Source organism: Pontibacillus sp. HMF3514 (genome assembly GCF_009858175.1).
Taxonomy (GTDB): domain Bacteria; phylum Bacillota; class Bacilli; order Bacillales; family BH030062; genus Pontibacillus.
Genome location: NZ_CP047393.1, coordinates 2,451,744 through 2,471,068, shown reverse-complemented (window position 1 = coordinate 2,471,068; position 19,325 = coordinate 2,451,744). Strand labels below are relative to the sequence as shown.

Sequence of the window (19,325 nt, the reverse complement as noted above, 5' to 3'; positions counted from 1 at the left end):
TTTTAATATGTGTCATTTATATACAGCATACACAACTCTTATTTTTAAATAACTTAATATTAATGTCTAAACAAACACTAATTAATAATATTGGACATTCCCATCACCCCTTCGATATATTAAAAATAAAAAGGAGCTATCACGTGAAAATACTAGATGGCGTGTTTGAAGGTGGCGGCGTTAGAGGGATTGCTCATGTAGGGGCTGTACAAGCGATCGAAGAGCATGGATATGAGTGGAATCGTTTAGCAGGGACCTCATCAGGTTCTGTAGTCGCAGCTCTGTTAGCGTGTGGTTATTCAGGATCAGAATTATTAGATGTAATGGAAACACTAGATTATAAAAATTTTATGAAAAAGAATTGGATCAATCACATTCCTTTTATAGGAAACGGAATCAATCTTGCTTTTAAGGGTGGACTGTACAAGAATCGTTATGAAGAAGAATGGATGAATGAACTCCTTGCTAAGAAAAATGTACACAGCTTCCGTGACCTTGAAGAAGGTAAGTTAAAAATTATTGTGTCGGATATCACCAATGGAAGAATGGCTATCTTTCCAGATGACCTTGAAAAGTATGGGGAGAGCTATGACTTTCCAATTGCAAAGGCTGTTACGATGAGTAGCACGATTCCCTATTACTTTCAGCCGATTAAATGGAAAACAAACAAATATAAATCTCCTCTATATATGGTAGATGGAGGTATGCTCAGTAATTTTCCAATATGGATATTCGATACTCCTTACATGCCTAAATGGCCAACATTCGGTTTTCATTTTACTAGAGAAGAAATCAACCCGGATCCACCAGAAAGTTTAGGGACGATAGGAATTTATAAATCGATATTCAAAACCATGCTGCAAGCTCATGATCTTCGCCACCTCGATAAAGAAGCCAATGCCAGAACAGTAAAGATTCCAACAGGAAACATCTCCATTACGGATTTTGGGTTAAGCGAGAATCAAGAACAGTGGCTTTACCAATCTGGCTATAATGCAGCTGAAAAATTCTTAGAAACATGGGATTTTGAAGAGTATAAAAGGAAATTCAGAAGTGAATTTGTGAATGTGTAGAATAAAATACCTGCCACCACCTGTAAATCATTTGTTTCACACATCATTAAGTGATTCATGTTTCAGGTAGTGGTAGGTATTTTTTACTGTATTTTAAAGTTAAGAGTGTATCAATACTCTGAAGTCAACTGAAGAAATTCATTGTTAAAATTTTACTCCAAGAAGGGTTTAGTATAACATAATATATAGAATTTCTATGTATTAAATGTGCGATTTAAAGGGGGAGCAATAAGATTGACTCCAATAAATAAAAAGCTGATTCGAAATGGCATCATTATTCTATTCTCCATAGTCATTGGAGTATATTTATTGATTACATTTGTCATTCAAGCGAATTTTCAAGGTATTAAACATGAAGTGTTAAACGATCACCCAGAAATCACTTCTGTTGAGAGCATAAATAGAAGAGGAGAGTGGGGAGCTTTTATAATTGAGTATGTTTTAGTCGTAGAAAAGGAGACAGGTAATACATATCGAGTTTGGGTGAATAAAGATGGAGATATTACGGATGAGGTAGCTTTAGATGAATAGTTCGATAGAAAAATTCACTAGGCACTTTCTTCATTTAGATACATATCCTATAAATGAATTTGTTTATAGGGGTGGTTTGGAATGGTTAAAGAAGAAGTACAACAACTCGTAAATAATTTAATTCAAATTGAACATGTTTCCACAACACTGTACCATTAAAAAAAGTGTCTGATCCGATGGGGAAGACACTTTCTTAATGGACACCAATAATTATTTAATGTTTATAACGTCTTCTAAAGCATTTTCTAATATAGTATTAAAATTTTCTGGATAGTCATGGTCCAACCCTTCAATAACCTTATACGTGTGCTGCACATTCTTTTCCTTCAGTATTTCAACAAATCGGTTTGTATCTTCAAGGCAGTCCTGATCTTGATCCCCACAAATGACATATCCTTCAATCCCTTGCTCAGCTAGGTACTCTAAGTTATCAGCTAACTCATCAATGTCAGGTAGCCATGGACCAACAAAAACAAATCCTTTGACAGGCAGATCACCTTTTAGAATAGTGTGAAGAGCAACTCTCGCTCCAGCAGAAAATCCACCGAGAATAAGCTGTCCTTCATTAATGCTCCCATGTTGTTTCAATTCTTCATAATGAGCTTCTAATTCTTGAGTTCCTTTTTCAATATCATCCCACGAGTAACCACCAGAGAATTCAATTTGGGATGATTGAGGCATCGCTAATACATAGCCATGAGAAGGGGCAGTATGCCAGTTTTCTTCGGTGCGGCGATTGTTTTCCTGATTTCCATGTAAAGCGATTAGAAGCGGATGGCCTTCTTCGTTAGCGCTTGGCATCATTACATCCATCTCAGGTTTTGCTTTTTCTTTTGCTTCTTCTTCTCGTTTTTTACAAAGATCAAGCATGTACTGAAAATCGTCGTACTTTCGTAGGGAATTTAAGTCTTCATCTTCCTTCAAATATTCATAAGAGTACCAATGGCCTTTTTCAATGATCGCTTCTTTCATGATGGCAAGTGCCTCTTCCTCACGACCAGATGCAGCGGCTAAAGAGTATTTAAAATTGTAAATTTGAGCATGATCACCCTTTATTTCATCTGCATGTTGAGTGATAAATTGATAAGCTTCTTCCACACCACTCTCTACATATTTCTCAAGTGTTTCATTTAATAATTTTGTATAGGTTAATTGCGTCATACGTACCTCCGAAATCCATTCTTCTATTATAATGGTGAGACTATAGCATAATGGGTGTTAAAAGACAAATCATGAAAAAATCCTCCAGACTTTTAAAGTCGGAGGATTATATCTCGTGATGCCTTTATTTAATGTTAGTAGATTAGTTACTGCCTAAAATTTTTTATTCTTTTTCTCTCGCTCTCTGCGTATCTCGAACATTTTTCTGGACAGTGATCGCCGAGAATATACTAAGAACAAAAGCCATCGCATAGAATCCTTTTTCACTTAAAATGATACTTCCTGCATTATATAAGCCTATCGCCATTAAGGAAATCGCGATAATGATGGCGAACCAACTAATCCCATAATAGATATTGGTTACAGGGATCCCTTCTTCCTTATCTCTTACTGCTTTTTGTAAGGATACGGCTGCAAATAGTCCAAAAACTAATACCGCAAAATAATACCCTTTTTCATTCAGCTGCATGGTTGCATTATATAACCCAATTAAATATGAAATGATTCCAATAAACAATGCAGACCAGGATGCACCTTTAAAAGCAGCGGTAGGTTCACCTTCTCTTCTTTCTGGTTTTACTTTTGGTCCTTCTTGATGTTCCTTTTCCATTAATACTTCATTACTGTTTGACACTTTATCCCCTCCTTTTATCGAATAAATCAATAATCCTCCATGAACTTATCTCATATTTTACCATAAAGGTGCTTTATTTAAAGAAATGAATTGATTTATTTTCTTAATTTTGAAACAATTAACAGTAATTCATTTCCAAAAGATTAGACAAGGAGGAATGTCACAATGGTGTTTAAAGCTAAAAAGGATCGATTTTTCACCATTTTTAAAACGAAAATGATTACGAATATGACATTAATGTTTGTTATTCCTTTTGTGGTCGATACCTCAACAAGAACTCCAATGTTTATTGCGATTTGGGCCTCTCTCTATTTAGGTATTCTAACGTCAGCAATCATGATGATAGCGAATATAAAGTATGAATTTCATGACGATCACCTCAAGGTAAAGGGGGGACCGTTAAGGAAAAGAATCCCTTATTCCAAAATTGTCTATGCTAGATCTACTGATGATGTCTTTGATGGCTTCAGAGTATTAACAGCAAGTGAAGCTGTAGAAATCGTGTATGGACATGGATGGTGGGGAAATATAAAAATTTCACCAGAAAATCAAAACACCTTCATCAAAACATTAAAATATTATTGCCCTCAAGCTGAAGTAGAGAAGGACTTGATAGAAACAGAGGAACCTATGGATGTTGAGATGTCTATTGAAAAGTAAAATGAAAGTATTAGTGACCATCGATTTTTTCGATGGTCACTTTTTTAAAATTCAGACTGTCATAAAAATGTATGATAAGCTTTGTCGATTTTTGTTGAAAGTAGTTGTATTTTCATGGTATGAATATAGTATAGAATGCTTAAAATAAACTTGTTTAATAGGGATATAGTCTTGCTAGCTTTATTTTGACTGATCTCTTTTTCAAAAAGTAAGAAAGGGCTTTAATAAAATGGGGTATTTAATCGGAATTGGTGTGCTAGCTATTGTCTTATGTTCTTTTTATATATTGAAGCAGAAAGTAAGTAATACTGATGATGAAATAAATCAATTTGTGATGGATAAAGGGATTACAGAGGACGATCTCAAAAAAGCATTAGAACGAAATGAATTCACTCTTTTTTACCAGCCTAAACTTCACCTGCGGACATGTGAAATTACTGGTGCTGAAGCTTTAATTCGTTGGGAGCACCCACAGAAAGGTTTAATTCCTCCAAACGAATTTATCCCCATCGCTGAAGCAACAGGTATGATTCTTCCTATCGGTAAATGGGCTTTACATACAGCGTGTGAACAGACGAAAGAATGGCAACAAGAAGGTTTACCGGAGATGGTGATTTCAGTGAATCTTTCAGGGGGACAGTTATTCCACCCAAATCTTGCAGAGGAGATTCAACGCATTTTGCAAGAAGTTGATTTGTCACCACAATTCCTAGAACTCGAGGTTACGGAAAGTATGATGATGGATTTTGAGTTAGGTATTCAAGCTTTGAATGAACTGAAGAACATAGGGGTTCAAATAAGCTTGGATGACTTTGGGACAGGTTATAGTTCTCTATCATACTTAAAAGATCTACCTATTGATAAGCTCAAAATTGATCAATCCTTTGTGTACAATTGTACGGAAGATACCAAAGACGAAACCATTGTGAAAACAATTATTGCTATGTCTCATGAATTAGATTTAGGAGTCGTAGCTGAAGGTGTTGAGACAAAAGGACACTTGCTTAAATTACAAAACAATCTCTGTGATGAAGCTCAGGGCTTCTTCTTTAGTAAACCATTACCTTCTGAAGAATTTGTAAGAAGGTATAACGAAATACAAGATTCACCGCAAGTTTTTAGTCTTTCTAAAGAAATCTCCAGAGAGAAGGAAATGGAGAAATTAATCCTTAATGCACAAAACGAATTGACTGAAACGGTTCGTCAGCAACAAGGAATGATTTTTAAGTATGAAAAAGTAGGGGACCGTTTTATACATACATTATGTGATGGTGAATTGCTTTACAAAATTGGCTTAATACCTGAAAAAGTTGTTGGAAAAGAGTTAAAGGACATTATGCCATATGAGGATATCCAACCCAAACTTTCTTATTATGAAAGAGCCTGGAATGGTGAAGACCATGTATCATATGAGGGGAAATTTGCAGATGTATATTACCTTGCCTCCTTACGCCCAGTTCGAAAAGGAGGAGAGGTAAAAGCAGTTATTGGATCATGTGTTGATATTACAGAAAGAAAGCAAATTGAAAAAGAGCTTATTCAAAGTGAATCCATGCATCGATTCGTATTAGACCACGTCAATGATCTTATAATTACATTGGATCCACACGACATCATTATGTATGCTTCGCCTTCAGTAGAGGAGATTCTTGGATACCCTGTTCAAGACATTATTGGGAACTCAATACAGAATTATATGTCGTCTGGGTTTCTAAAAAAAGAAAAGCTTGATTCATCAAACGATTACCATGAACAACTTCAAGACATAAATGGCAATATGGTTGATGTAGAAATCATCTTTGACTCTCTGTTTGATGATGATGGTCATTTAGAAAAGAGGGTTTTAATCGGTCGCCCTCATTCTTTCGTTAAGATATAGTTTTTTAAGAAGTCATATAAAGAGGCAGTGCCTATTCCTTTTGTTTAAACGAGGAGTAGGCATTTTTCTTTTTTTGTATTGGACATTCCTTCTTGTACGATAGAGCTTTTACTCTGATATTTTTATAGGGATTGGTTAAAAATATAGTAAATTCATATCGTTACAGGAGGTAGGGGGATGAATGAGAACATAAACCAAAATCGGTATGGTAAAGCAGTCATTTCACCCATTAATATTGGTATGGTAACGATTCGAAACCCATACATTGCGATGTGGTGGGCAGCTGCATTCCCAGGTATTCCGCAAATTGCTATGTGTAAATATCTTATGGGTGGGGTTTTAATATTATGGGAATTTTTTATAAATCTGAATGCCAATTTTAATTTAGCGATTTACTATTCATTTATTGGAGAATTTGAACTGGCCTCTGAAGTGTTAGATACTAGATGGATTCTTATATATATCCCAGTTTATATTTTTGGTATATGGGATAGTCGACGAGTTGTAATGAGTACGAATAAATTTTCCATTTTAGCGGATAGTTTTGGCTCAGCTGAGCATATAACTCCTACGAAGCTTGCGTGGTTTGACCATAATTTGTTAGATAAAATGAGACCTCGTATTGCTGCTTTTTGGTCATTTATTCTACCTGGATTGGGTCACCTTTACATAAATAGACTCCCTACTGCGTTTTACATGATTGCCTGGATTGTCCCAACAGTGTACTTTTCAAATTTGCTTCCTTCAATGCACATGACCGTCTTAGGGCAATTTGACAAGGCTACAGAGGTCCTTGATCCTCAATGGTTATTGTTTCTTCCATCTATTTATGGGTTTGCTATATTTGATTCTTATTTATTTTGCAAAAAAAGTAATGAACTATATAAATCACAGCAGGCCATTTACTTACAAAAAAATAATCAACCGAAAAACTTTAAATCAAATTTTTTGTCTGAGAGGGTTGATGAAATGAATGTGGTAGCCTCTTTTTCTTCTTCCTTATATGTGGAATTAGCCATTAATGAATTAATACAAAGTGGGATCTCGAAAGAAAAGATATTAGCTATACCTTTGGACCAACAACCCAAAAAGAAAAACATCGATGTGATTACAGGAGAAGGAATTAAAACATTTGAAATGGCGATTTCATTTGCGACAGCTTTCACTGTACTGGGAACCATTTATGGGTTTATTTGGACGGGAGGACCTGTACTATGGGGATTAATTGGTTTTGGAGTTGGTGCCATTTTAGGTATAGGAATTGATTTTCTCATTGAAAAAAAAGAGATCAAGAAGAAACTGAAAAAGGGTAACGGTGGAGAAGTCATGCTTGTAATCCATTGTGAAGAGGAAAATGTACAAGTAATCAAAGACATATTGTATGACCACTATACATTAGGGCTATCTGAAGTTAATCTAAAGAACAAAGGAGATAATCCTATAGAAATGTAAGTTTATTAAGCTGATCAAAAATCCTAGCCATAAAGTAGTTCAGTTCTGGAGTGAAGTGTTTTTTTGACTCTTTGATTGAACTGCTTTTTTGTATGAATTCTATATAATGGTGAAACAGTTACAAAATGATAGAAAACAACGAAAGAAAGAATATTGACATAGATAAACGACCTCGTAGATAATTGGGAAAAGTTAAAATCGCATCACATATAGGTATAGAGTAGATTTACAAAGAAGCATCACAGATGAGAACTTTATATCAATCAATGCCTACTAGACGCTTTCATCCGATATAGGGATGCGAGGGTCTTTTTACACCTTTAAAGAAATTAATGCCTTTCCTAAAATGTAATAATCAAAAATATCATCCTAAGAAGTCATCGAAAGAAGGGAATATGATGGGGAAACAAAGAGTTGTCGTGAAAATCGGAAGTAGTTCATTAACGAATTCTAATGGTGGGCTATCTACAGAGAAATTACAAGAGCATGTGCAGGCACTTTCCTATTTGAAAGAACAAGGAAATGAAGTTGTTTTAATTTCTTCTGGAGCCGTAGCAGCTGGCTTTGGAGATTTGGGCTACCCTAGCCGTCCTGTCACAATTTCTGGGAAACAAGCCGCAGCAGCAGTAGGACAAGGTCTTTTAATGCAAGGCTACACAAAGGAGTTTTCTAAAAATAATATTAATATTGCACAGTTACTACTAACTCGTCAAAACTTCTCACAAAAAGACCAGTACAAAAATGTTTATCAAACTATAACAGAATTGCTCAAACGTGGTGTCCTCCCTATTATAAATGAAAATGATTCAGTCGCAGTAGATGAGTTAACATTCGGAGACAACGATATGTTGTCAGCACTTGTTAGCGGACTTATTCACGCTGATTGTTTAATGATTTTAACTGATATCAATGGGTTGTATGATAAAAATCCACATAAAGATCCTGCAGCCAAGAAATATACATTCCTGCCTAAAATTACTGAAGAGTTGCAGTCCGTTGCCAAGGGATCTTCCTCCAATGTTGGCACAGGAGGCATGAAGTCCAAAATTGAGGCAGCTGAAAGAGCTCTGTCTCTAGGTGTGAACACGTTCATTGGATCAGGAGCTGGACCAGAAAAGCTTACAGATATCTTAGAAGGGAAAGGAGATGGGACTTATATTGGCAACTCCTTTTTACCTCCTTTGAAAAATAAAAAACAATGGATCATGTTCCATTCGAAAGTTACAGGAAAAGTTGAAATTGATGAAGGTGCTGCAAAAGCCTTATTACAAAAAGGAAAAAGTCTATTGTCAGTTGGTGTAACAAGTGTTTATGGAGAATTTAGTGCTGGAGACGTAGTCGAAGTCATCAATTCAAAAGGAGACATTTTGGGACGTGGACAGGTTGATTATAACTCATGTGACTTATTAAATGTAAAAGGTGAAACGTCTCAGTCAAATGGGGAAAGTACAGTTGTTATTCATCGAAATCTTTGGGTAAAGGAGAATGTCTGAACATGAATGATTTAATAGAAAAAGCGATAAAAGCTAAAGAAGCAGCTTATGACTTAGGAATCAAAACAACCGAACAAAAGAATTTGGCTTTACAATCCATTTCCAAACAACTAGTTGAAGAAAGTCAATTTATTCTGGAAGAAAACGAGAAGGATCTTAATAGAGGAAAAGAGAATGGATTAAGTGATTCCCTACTTGATCGTTTAACTCTTACAGAAGAACGCATAAAAGATATGGCTCAAGCATTGATGAACATCGTACATTTAGATGATCCGATCGATGAGGTACTTGAATCTTGGGAGAGGCCTAATGGTCTGCAAATTAAGAAGGTACGGGTACCAATCGGAGTTGTCGGTATGGTTTATGAAGCAAGACCGAATGTGACGGTCGATGCGAGCAGTCTTTGCTTAAAGACAGGCAATCCCGTGCTTCTAAGAGGAAGTTCATCTGCCATTCACTCAAATAAAGCAATTGTTCAGGTTATCCATCGTGCGTTACAGGAGACAGACATCTCCCCAAATGTTATACAATTAGTAGAGGATACCAGTCGTCAAACAGCCTCCGAGATGTTTAAGCTTAATGAGTATTTAGACGTGCTCATTCCTAGAGGGAGTGCGAATCTGATAAAAACAGTTGTCTCTAATGCAACTGTGCCTGTTTTAGAAACAGGAGCTGGGAATTGTCATATTTATATTGATGAGACAGCCGATCCAGAGATGGCTAAACAGATTGCAGTGAATGGGAAAACACAGAGACCTTCTGTATGTAATTCTACGGAGAGCTTTCTTGTACATGAAAAGTGGGCGGAATCCTATTTTAAGGATTTTGTTGAGGCTTTGCATGATCATGATGTAGAACTTCGTGGAGATCAAAAATCCACAAAATATGTGCCATCACTAAAACAAGGGACAGAAGAAGATTGGGGAACTGAGTATCTTGATTTTATTGCATCTGTAAAAATCGTAAAAGATGTTAAAGAAGCAGCTGAACACATTAATCAGTATGGAACGAAGCATTCAGAAGCAATCATTTCAGAAATTGAGGAGAATGTAGAAGCATTCTTTAAACGAGTAGACGCTGCCGCTCTGTATCATAATGCCTCTACTCGATTTACGGACGGAGAAGAGTTTGGATTTGGAGCAGAAATAGGCATCAGTACGCAAAAGTTACATGCCCGTGGACCAATGGGGTTACCTGCGCTAACTTCATCGACATATATTGTGCGGGGTACAGGTCAAATTAAATAATTGTAAGAGATCAGTATTTTGAACAAATTAATTAACGAATTGAAGCACACGTCCAGAAAAGGGCGTGTGCTTTTCATGTTCGGATGTATATCCGTGTAAAACCACACCCTTTCTTTTTAAAAAAATAAATTTAAATCCTATTCTTCTCTCCCGATATTAAAAAAGATTAACTTTTTATGAGAATGAAGTTGTAAGATTCTTATAGGTGTAACAACTTCATTTAACTGAAAAGATTATGAGGGGGTGATTATATGCAAAAGATATGTAAGATTAACGTTTCAAAAGAGGTAAAGATTAGCCTCTTTCTTCTATTAATACCATTTGTAATTTCATCTTTAATGGTTTGGCCAAATCAAGAAAACTTCGAAATGAAAGGGGACATAGCCTCTGTAAAAGAATTAGGGGTTAAGGGTAGTGTCCATTTTACGTATGTTAAGTATGGACAAACCGAAAGTTTGGCAGATAAATGGATGATTGCTTTTTCAAATCCAGATGCGGAATTTACACCGGTTTATGATAATAATGAAGCACAATCAGAAGAAGGAAATCAGATAGGCCCCACTAAAAAAGAAGTTATTTCAAATGCAGTGAGTTCTGCTGAAGATAAAGTTATACATAATTCTAAAGGGTTAATAGAAAGAGTATCTGAAATTCAAAATCTAGCTTCATCCTATGAAGGAAACTCATTTGGCTTAATGCTAGGTATCGGTTTAATAGAAGAAAAAAAGAACAAAGACTATTCTAGAAATCATACATACACAATTGCTGGTACAGGAACATTGGAGGAGGATTACAGAATAGGTTCTGTTGGGTCAATTCGGTTAAAACTCCTAACCGCAGAGGAGAACGGTGCAGATATATTCTTTGTTCCAAAAGATAGGGAGAAATATGGTGAATATAGTAATGAAACAGAGGCTTTTCGAGTCGTAGAAGAACAAGAACTTTCCTTAAAAGTGGTGCCTGTTTCTAGGTTACAAGATGCCATTTATTATTTGGAATATAAACTATAATGAAATGAAGGTGAAAACATGAAACTTAAATCAAAGTCTGTCGGTAAAATTTTGAATATTTTCTTATGGGTAGCTCTTGTGATCAATGCAGTTGTTCTTGGCAACCTCGTGGTAGCACAATTTATAGGGATAGGACAAAACTTTATTCGTTTTGATCAATTTGCAACTATTCTATTAATGGGCGTTATGATTTTGGCATCATTTATATATCTTTTTTGGATTTTTAAAGTTCATCAAGATTTAAAAAGCTTAGATGAAAATTATCCGAACACCCCATGGGGGGCGATAAGAAGAATTGTCATTCCATTTTATAATATTTACGGGCTGTGGAATGTGTATTCTACAATGGAGAAAGACTTTAAATTGAGTGAATCGACTCATAAACTAGGCTCAACTCTGAATACCTTGGTTCCTATTTATTTTATCTTGTTGTTTGTTACACGTGGCTTCAATAATTATATTACAGATACATCACTAAATGAGATTTCTAACGTAATATGGTTTCTCTCTTATTCTTTTGACTTTGTACTAGTCATTATATTTATTTTTATGCGCAATATTGTCTCGAATGGATTAATGATACGTTCCGAAGAAAAATCTGTAGAAGAAGAGGAAGAAAACTTAGAAGAAGAAGTAGCTACTACACTATAACATTTAAAAGACCTAATTCCTCACAATAAAGTACATGGATGGATTAGGTCTTTTTTTTGCTTTAGACAGATATAATAGTTATTCCATATAAGGGCCATTATGTTGAAGACTCGAATTCGAGATAATGTGAAGGAAAAAGAAAATTTAATACTTTAGATAATGGTAAATTCTATTAACAATCGAAGAAATAAAATTAGAGGTACTTGTTTTTTCAGTACATCTTATTATGGTTAAATTTAATTATAAATCCATTTTAATCCTATAAATGAAAAAATTTTGTATTTCATTAAGAAATTGGTCCATTTTACAATATGGTATCAGAGAGGTTACATAACTTGTAATCTTTTTAATATTTGTAACACAACAACAAGGAGGAAACATCTTGAGAAGTTTTAGGAAGTTCATAAGCTTATTTATGATCATTGCTTTACTGGTTCAATACATACCAAATCAAGTATTGGCAGAAAGCAATATTGTAGAGCCACCACATGATACGACTATGGAGGACCAAAATAAAAAATCCGATATTGTCGGTGAAATCCAAGAAAAGCGGAAAAAAAATGTTAAACACTTTTTAAAAGAAGATTTAACTTATGAAGCCGCTGTTTATAAAAAACCCGTTCACTATAAAAAAAACGGAGAATGGAAAGATATTGATAACTCTTTAGAAGAAGTTATAAATTCAAACAATAAAACCGTTTTTATAAACAAACAAAATGATTATAAAGTTCACTTAGCTAATAATTCAAATGCGAATAAGTTAGTAACGATCAAAAAAGATGGCTACGAAGTGTCCTGGTCATTGAACAATACACAAAAAGTAAAAGCATCAGTAAGACCGGATGATCAGGAACTATTAGATAGTCTAGATAAGAATGAACGTAGTAAAACCCTCACAAATCTTAAATCTATTGTTGATTATAAGGAGATTTTACCCAATGTTGATCTCTCCTATGAGGTGTTACCGGAGAGCGTAAAAGAAAATATTATTCTACAAAAACCTGTAGATTCTCCTGAGTTTTCCTTTACTTTAAACTCAAAAGGTCTGATCGCAAAACTAAAAGAAGATAATACGATTATGTTCTTTGATGAAACACAACCTAATACTAAAATATTCGAAATGGAAGCCCCTTTTATGTATGATGCTACGGGAGCTTTATCTAAAGATATATCGGTAGATTTAACTCAAAATAAAAAATATGAATACCAATTAACGGTTACACCGAGTCATGAATGGTTATCCGACAGCTCAAGAGAATATCCAGTAACGATTGATCCAACATTAAGTACATCCTTAGATCCAACCAAAATTTATGATAACCATGTTTCAGAGGGTTATCCAAACACCAATTATATCACGAGTGTGATTAATAAAACGGGATATGGATCTTCTTCAGGACGAAATCGAACATTTGTAAAGTTTGACCTGCCAGAATTAAGTACCGGTAACTATATCACTAAGGCTTATTTCCGTTTATTCCCTTATTCCTATAAAAATACTGGTGCTCAAGTAAATGTGCATAAGGTTAAGGAAGCCTGGGATACCAATACCATTACATGGGCAAATCAACCACAATATAATTCTTCGGTTGTGGATTATCAGATGATTGATGGGGATGATTACTACGATTGGGATATCACAGAAATTGCTCAAGAGTGGTATAGCTCGAGTAATAATAATGGGTTGATGCTCAAAAATAAAGATGAGAATGCTAATTATACAGACTATTATTCATCTGATACATCATCCACGTATGAAAACCTCCGTCCGCAAGCCGTATTTCAATATCAGAACAATTCAGGTTTAGAAAATTATTGGACATTCCATGCTCATGGAGTTGGCCGTTCTGGTACGGGGTATATCAATGATGCTAATGGAAACTTGGTTTTTATTCGAGATGATATGTCCTACAGCAGTGAAAGAATGCCAGTGAGCATTAAGCACGTCTACAATAGTAACGATAAACAAAAGTATATAGGGTATGGACCAGGATGGCGTTTAAACTTAACGCAAACTGTTGAATATCAAGAGATTGATAACACAAGTTATTATGTCTATACAGATGAAAATGGTACAAAGCACTATTTAAAAAAAGAGTCAACGAATACCTACAAAGATGAAACGGGCTTGAACTTAACGTTAACGGTTGACTCTGCATCTACAGATAAACGTTATGTAATTGAAGATAAGAAAGATAATCAACTTAGCTTTAATTCAAACGGAAAATTATCCTATATTGATGATCCTGATGGAAATACCATTAATCTACTATATAGTAATTCAAGGTTATCCGAAGTACAAGCAGGGGTTAACCATACGTTCACATTAAACTACTACTCAAATAATCAATTAAAATCCATTACTGATGAAAACAACAGAGTAACCACTATTGATTACGCAAGCAATAGTCTAACCATTACTTCCCCGGATGGGAAGGCAGCAACCTACAAGTACGATAGTCAAAACAATTTGGATTATGTAAAAAATGCAGATGGGTATCAAATGGATTATTCGTATTATAATGCCAGCCCATATCGTGTTAAAAAGATCGAAGAAAAGCACGTTGATTCTTCAGGTGAAGCATTAGGGAAATATTTGAACATCGAATACCAAGAAAACCAAACTGTATTTACAGACTATAGAAATAAGCAAAACATCTATCAGTTCAATGATTATGGAAACACTGTTTCTATTCAAAACGATCGTGGGTATGCAAAGTATTTCGATTATAATGAAACTCCTGGTGTAAACAAAAATAAGTTAACAAATCAATCTCAACTACAGAGATTATCCATGAATCATATAATGAATCATAATATTGAACAAGATGGAAATTGGGATGCACTTAGCTGGAGTGGATCAACAGCTAACTTAAGCTTATCATCTGAGGATAGTTATATTGGAAACCGTTCTTTGAAAATTGAAAAAACGAATCAAACGTCACGTCACTATTATTCACAAGCTGTAACTCTAGAAAAAGGAAAAACCTATACCTTCTCTGGATATGTGAAAACAGAGAATATGACTGAACTTAATAATAAAGGTGCTGCATTACTTGTTTCGTACCAAGATGATAATGGAAATTCGTTGGATAAAGAAGGCCAGTTTATCAATGGTACAAATGATTGGAAACGATACGAAGTGACCTTTACTTTGTCGGAGAATGCAGCCAGTAATACGGTAAATGTTCGGCCAACGGTAATGCAAGAATCCGGTGTAGCTTATTTTGATGCTCTACAAATAGAAGAAGGGCATACGTCAAACCGTTATAACCTAATAGAAAATACAGATGTATCAGAAGGAAGTTACTGGACGGAGAACAGTGATAATGGTACTGAGGATCAGTTGAAATCATTAAAGGATACAGGTGAGCCATTACCTCCTGAACCACTAGATGAAAGTGTATATCAGGTTAAAGGTGAACACGATAAAAGTAAATTTATCTCTCAAACCGTTAATGTATCAGGTGAAAAAGATGATGTATTCGTATTTGGCGGCTGGGCAAAAGGAGATTCAGTACCGTTAGATGGAAGACGTTTCTCTTTAGAAGTTGGTGTTAAGCTTACTGACGGAACGTATCAATGGAAGCGAGTAAACTTTAATCAAGATTCACCACAATGGCAGTACCTCTCAGGTAAAGTAATTACAGACGCTGCTTACCAATCGGTGACATTATATGCGGAGTATTACAACAATGAAAACACGGCTTACTTCGATGGGTTACAGTTGTACCGTGAACCTTTCAGTACAAGCTATGAGTATAACGATGAAGACGGAAATATTCAGTCAACCAAAGACTTAAATAAAGAAAAATCAGAATTTAAATTTAATGGAAATAATGATTTAATCGAGTCGGTTGATCCGAAAGGTAGTAAGTTTGAATATGAGTATGATAATGATGGGAAGCACCACCTTGAAAGTGCAGCATCTGCGACAAATGTGAAGTATTCCTTTCAGTACGACAGTAATGGAAATGCAACAAAGTCAACAGTGGGTGATGACTTTCTCTATAAAAGATCATACACCTCATACAGCCAGAGTGGTCACTATCTAACAAGTTTAGCTAACCCAACTGGTAACTCCTATACGTTCAATTGGAATGAGTCTGCTGATGAGTTAGATCAAGAAACTGATCCTAAAGGAAATATAAAAGAATATTATTATGACGATAGTAGCCGAATTACAAGTGTAACAAAAGGTGATGCAAGTAATACGTACACATACGAAAACGATCGTATTAAAACGGTTGCTCATAACACGGGTGTCGATTCTTCGGATGTCACGTACACATTCTCTTATGATCAATTTGGAAACAAAACCAACGTAAAAGTTGGTAATCAAACACTTGTAACAAAGAACTATGAACAGTACACGGACGCAAATGGGAATGTGATTCATACTGGTAGGCTAGAAAGTACTGAGTATCAAAGAGATGTTGGGGTAACTGATACCATTAGCTATCAATATAACGCTGATAATCAAGTGACCGACCTTTCTTTAAATGGAGTCAGCCAATATCAGTACTTTTACAACCGTTCTGGATTACTCGGCTATCACAAAGACTTAGTTAATGATCGTAACTATCATTACTACTATGATCTTTCGAATCGTTTGAGCCGTGTAACAACGAGTGATGGGTTCAGTAAGTTCTACGAGTATGGCAAGAATAATCAACTCGAAACATTTACAGAAGTAACGTCATCAAATGATAGTTATCAAACATCCTATCGTTATGACAGAGATAACAGAGAAAAGAATGTTTCCTTTACGCGCTTACCAGGTTTTGAAGATACGGAATACTTCCAATTAAATGGAGGCTTAAAAGGTTCTAAAGGAACAAATCCAAAGAGTCATGAGGATACGTATGAAAAAGATACGAATGGAAAGCCTGTTTTAGCTGCTTATGAAACAACAACAAACTTATTAGACAACCCTTCTTTTGAAGAGGCAACGTCATTAAGTAGCTGGTCTACTACAGATTGGGATGGATCTACTGGTGTTTGGCGTGCTGTAAACGATGGTGTTGATGGTGGAACAAGTCTTGAAAACGTGGACAGTGACAACCTCACAGATGGAAGTACGACCAACTCTGTAGCTAGTCAAGACTATGTATTTTCATCTGAGACCACTTCTTCTAGAGTATTTACTTTAAGTGCGCAAGCTAAGAGAATAGGAAGTACCCAGCCAAAACTATCTGTACAGGCATATGATTCTGCTGGAAACCTGATTTCTGGTTCCTATAGCATCGTCAAGAAGAACATTCCGGAACATGAGTGGACGAAAATTTCAGAGTCCTTTACGATTCCGAATGGCACTAAAAGAATAAAAGTCATGGTTCGTACAAGTGTCAAAGACAATGACATTGTTCGATTTGATAATATCCAATTTGAAGAAAGTCCTTTCTCAAAACCATTTACGAAAAACACATCATCTAAACCTTCTGTTCAGTATGACTTAGGGATTAGTGATGATGCTGGATCCATGTCAATGTGGTTTAAAACGTCTGAACAAGGAACAAAACGTACAATTCTCTCCAATAAGGATAGCAGCAATGGTCAACTGAATATCATTGTTGATTCAGATGATAAGGTGAAAGTGACGACTGAAGACACAGCTGGTGCGATTACACCTATCGTAACAGGAACAGAAACGATCCAACCGGACCAATGGTATTTTGTTACGGTGAAATGGATCAATACAAGTTCAACACTTGATACAACGTTGTTTGTAAATGATGTAAGTTATACTGGAAGTACAAGTGACTTTAAGGATTTTTCCGGTGGAATAACAACGTTAGGAAGTAACGAGAACAGTGAGAACATTTTAAATGGTCATCTGGAGCAATTCACGTACTCTGATCTTGTATTATCGAATACCTCTGTCCAAGAGATTTATAACAAGGGTCGAGTAAATACTGTTCATTCTAAATATGATCAAATCGGTCGTTTATCATCAAAAACTGTTGACACAGGAAAAGCTGAGTTTAAAACAACGTACACCTATAAGCAAGGAGGATATGGTGCATCCTCAACCACAACATTAATCGATACGCTTAATGTAGGTGGAACTCCCATCACTTATGGTTATGACGCGAATGGGAACATTATCAGCATCACAAAAAACGGACAAACGGTTTCGTATGAGTATAACGGACTTAATGAATTAACTCGTGAAAATAATGAGATGCTAAACCAAACTGTCATTTACTATTATGATGATGGTGGGAATATTCTTGCGAAAGAGATTTATGATTACACCACAGCTTCAAGATCTAATTTAGGTTTGCCAAATAGAACCATTGATTATCAGTATGGGAAAAGCAATTGGAAGGATAAGCTGACTCAATTTGATGGAAAGGATATTTCTTACGATTCGATTGGAAATCCATTGTCCTATGATGGTTACAGTTATAGTTGGACATTTGGAGACCAACTTCAATCCATCACAGGCAATGGAGTCGATCTATCCTTTAAGTATAATGATTCCGGCATTCGTACCGAGAAAAAGTCAGAGTCGGATGGTGTAACGACAACGACTAAGTATCGCCTAGAAGGAAATAAAGTCACGTATCAGACTGATGGTACAGACGAGATGTATTTCACTTATGATTCCTCTGGTGAGCTCATCAGTATGAATTTGAACAATGAGGATTACTATTACGTTAGAAATGCTCAAGGGGATATCATTGGAATCATAGATAAATCCGGGACAAGAGTAGTTACGTATCAATATGATACGTGGGGCAAAATCGTTTCAATTACCGGATCTAAAGCTGACACAGTTGGGAAAAAGAACCCATACCGTTATCGGGGTTATCGTTATGATTCCGAAACAGGACTATATTACCTGAATGCAAGGTATTATAATCCTGATTGGGGACGCTTCTTGAATACGGATAGTTATGGCGGTTCAACAGGTGAAATCCTTTCACATAATTCATATGCTTATACTGCCAATAACCCTATTAATCGACATGATCCTTCAGGCTATATATATTATAATAACAGGCATGGAATGAGTGGAGGAGGGGGTTATGGTAGTAACACTGGTTTAAGGGTGTTAAATAGTTCCCCACGAACTACTAAGAAAGCAAATTCAGGGAAAATGTATAAATTACAAACTTCTGAAACCTCAACCCCAATTAATGCCAAGAAACTTTACACACGTCCTTCTGATATGTTTAAAAAGAATAACAATAGGCTGGATTGGAGTATTAAGAAAAAAGGTACTGGTGAAACAAGAGTAGAACATTTGAAGAAGCATGGTAAAAATGATTTGACGAAAAAGGATCATGGTGTTTTTTATGGTAATCCAGTGAAAAAAGTAGAAGATGCCTTTTCAAATAAAGGAAGTTTAGCGCCTGTAAGACAGAAAACAGTAGATATATATAATATTCCTTATCCTAATGCTGGTTATGCTGGAGGATATGCTGGTGGAGGGCAAAACCTTAATAATATTACCATCATATTAAAAAGAGGAACAAATAAAATTATAACCGGCTATCCATCAGGACCATAAAAAAAATGGAGGTTA

At 35.6% G+C, this 19,325-nt stretch carries 12 protein-coding genes; 10 read left to right on the top strand and 2 right to left on the bottom strand.

All coding sequences use genetic code 11. The features are described 5' to 3' along the window. Positions 1-143: 143 nt before the first annotated feature. Both GS400_RS12850 and GS400_RS12845 read left to right on the top strand, forming a co-directional pair. Positions 144-1,073 carry a patatin-like phospholipase family protein gene (locus GS400_RS12850; protein WP_160102369.1) on the top strand — a complete coding sequence of 310 codons (930 nt, stop codon included), beginning with the start codon at positions 144-146 and terminating at the stop codon, positions 1,071-1,073. 234 nt (positions 1,074-1,307) lie between these two features. Next, complete coding sequence (locus tag GS400_RS12845) at positions 1,308-1,604, top strand: hypothetical protein (RefSeq protein ID WP_160102367.1); 297 nt, start codon at positions 1,308-1,310, stop codon at positions 1,602-1,604. A gap of 210 nt (positions 1,605-1,814) precedes the next feature. Here GS400_RS12845 and GS400_RS12840 read toward each other — a convergent pair whose 3' ends face one another. Together GS400_RS12840 and yiaA are read right to left on the bottom strand one after the other, a co-directional pair. Next, positions 1,815-2,765, bottom strand: coding sequence for an alpha/beta hydrolase (locus GS400_RS12840; protein WP_160102365.1), 951 nt, complete (start codon positions 2,763-2,765; stop codon positions 1,815-1,817). Positions 2,766-2,928: 163 nt separating this feature from the next. Beyond that, the gene (yiaA, locus tag GS400_RS12835) at positions 2,929-3,375 is read right to left on the bottom strand and encodes an inner membrane protein YiaA (protein WP_370519800.1); all 447 of its coding nucleotides are present in this window, start codon (positions 3,373-3,375) and stop codon (positions 2,929-2,931) included. Between the two features lie 189 nt (positions 3,376-3,564). Here yiaA and GS400_RS12830 point away from each other — a divergent pair, with 189 nt between their 5' ends. The 8 genes from GS400_RS12830 to GS400_RS12795 all read left to right on the top strand — a co-directional run bounded on the left by GS400_RS12830 (position 3,565) and on the right by GS400_RS12795 (position 19,310). Further along, positions 3,565-4,059: a PH domain-containing protein gene (locus tag GS400_RS12830; protein ID WP_160102361.1), complete on the top strand. Its 495-nt coding sequence runs from the start codon at positions 3,565-3,567 to the stop codon at positions 4,057-4,059. A 229-nt stretch (positions 4,060-4,288) separates the two neighbouring features. Further along, positions 4,289-5,938: an EAL domain-containing protein gene (locus GS400_RS12825; protein ID WP_160102359.1), complete on the top strand. Its 1,650-nt coding sequence runs from the start codon at positions 4,289-4,291 to the stop codon at positions 5,936-5,938. Positions 5,939-6,115: 177 nt separating this feature from the next. Next, complete coding sequence (locus GS400_RS12820; RefSeq protein WP_160102357.1) at positions 6,116-7,390, top strand: DUF5683 domain-containing protein; 1,275 nt, start codon at positions 6,116-6,118, stop codon at positions 7,388-7,390. A gap of 398 nt (positions 7,391-7,788) precedes the next feature. Further along, on the top strand, positions 7,789-8,883 hold the full coding sequence (proB, locus tag GS400_RS12815) for a glutamate 5-kinase (RefSeq protein ID WP_160102355.1): 1,095 nt from the start codon (positions 7,789-7,791) through the stop codon (positions 8,881-8,883). A 2-nt stretch (positions 8,884-8,885) separates the two neighbouring features. Then, complete coding sequence (locus GS400_RS12810; protein WP_160102353.1) at positions 8,886-10,130, top strand: glutamate-5-semialdehyde dehydrogenase; 1,245 nt, start codon at positions 8,886-8,888, stop codon at positions 10,128-10,130. Between the two features lie 251 nt (positions 10,131-10,381). Next, positions 10,382-11,140 (top strand): hypothetical protein, encoded by a 759-nt coding sequence (locus tag GS400_RS12805; protein ID WP_160102351.1) that lies wholly within the window; start codon positions 10,382-10,384, stop codon positions 11,138-11,140. An 18-nt stretch (positions 11,141-11,158) separates the two neighbouring features. Next, positions 11,159-11,791 carry a hypothetical protein gene (locus GS400_RS12800; RefSeq protein WP_160102349.1) on the top strand — a complete coding sequence of 211 codons (633 nt, stop codon included), beginning with the start codon at positions 11,159-11,161 and terminating at the stop codon, positions 11,789-11,791. A gap of 382 nt (positions 11,792-12,173) precedes the next feature. Further along, the gene (locus GS400_RS12795; RefSeq protein WP_160102347.1) at positions 12,174-19,310 is read left to right on the top strand and encodes a DNRLRE domain-containing protein; all 7,137 of its coding nucleotides are present in this window, start codon (positions 12,174-12,176) and stop codon (positions 19,308-19,310) included. Positions 19,311-19,325: the final 15 nt, after the last annotated feature.

What these genes read in the sequence shown, in the direction of transcription:
- GS400_RS12840 (WP_160102365.1), bottom strand. Translation starts at nt 2,765, where the DNA reads ATGACGCAATTAACCTATACAAAATTATTAAATGAAACACTTGAGAAA.
- yiaA (WP_370519800.1), bottom strand. Translation starts at nt 3,375, where the DNA reads ATGGAAAAGGAACATCAAGAAGGACCAAAAGTAAAACCAGAAAGAAGA.
- GS400_RS12830 (WP_160102361.1), top strand. Translation starts at nt 3,565, where the DNA reads ATGGTGTTTAAAGCTAAAAAGGATCGATTTTTCACCATTTTTAAAACG.
- GS400_RS12825 (WP_160102359.1), top strand. Translation starts at nt 4,289, where the DNA reads ATGGGGTATTTAATCGGAATTGGTGTGCTAGCTATTGTCTTATGTTCT.
- GS400_RS12820 (WP_160102357.1), top strand. Translation starts at nt 6,116, where the DNA reads ATGAATGAGAACATAAACCAAAATCGGTATGGTAAAGCAGTCATTTCA.
- proB (WP_160102355.1), top strand. Translation starts at nt 7,789, where the DNA reads ATGGGGAAACAAAGAGTTGTCGTGAAAATCGGAAGTAGTTCATTAACG.
- GS400_RS12810 (WP_160102353.1), top strand. Translation starts at nt 8,886, where the DNA reads ATGAATGATTTAATAGAAAAAGCGATAAAAGCTAAAGAAGCAGCTTAT.
- GS400_RS12805 (WP_160102351.1), top strand. Translation starts at nt 10,382, where the DNA reads ATGCAAAAGATATGTAAGATTAACGTTTCAAAAGAGGTAAAGATTAGC.
- GS400_RS12800 (WP_160102349.1), top strand. Translation starts at nt 11,159, where the DNA reads ATGAAACTTAAATCAAAGTCTGTCGGTAAAATTTTGAATATTTTCTTA.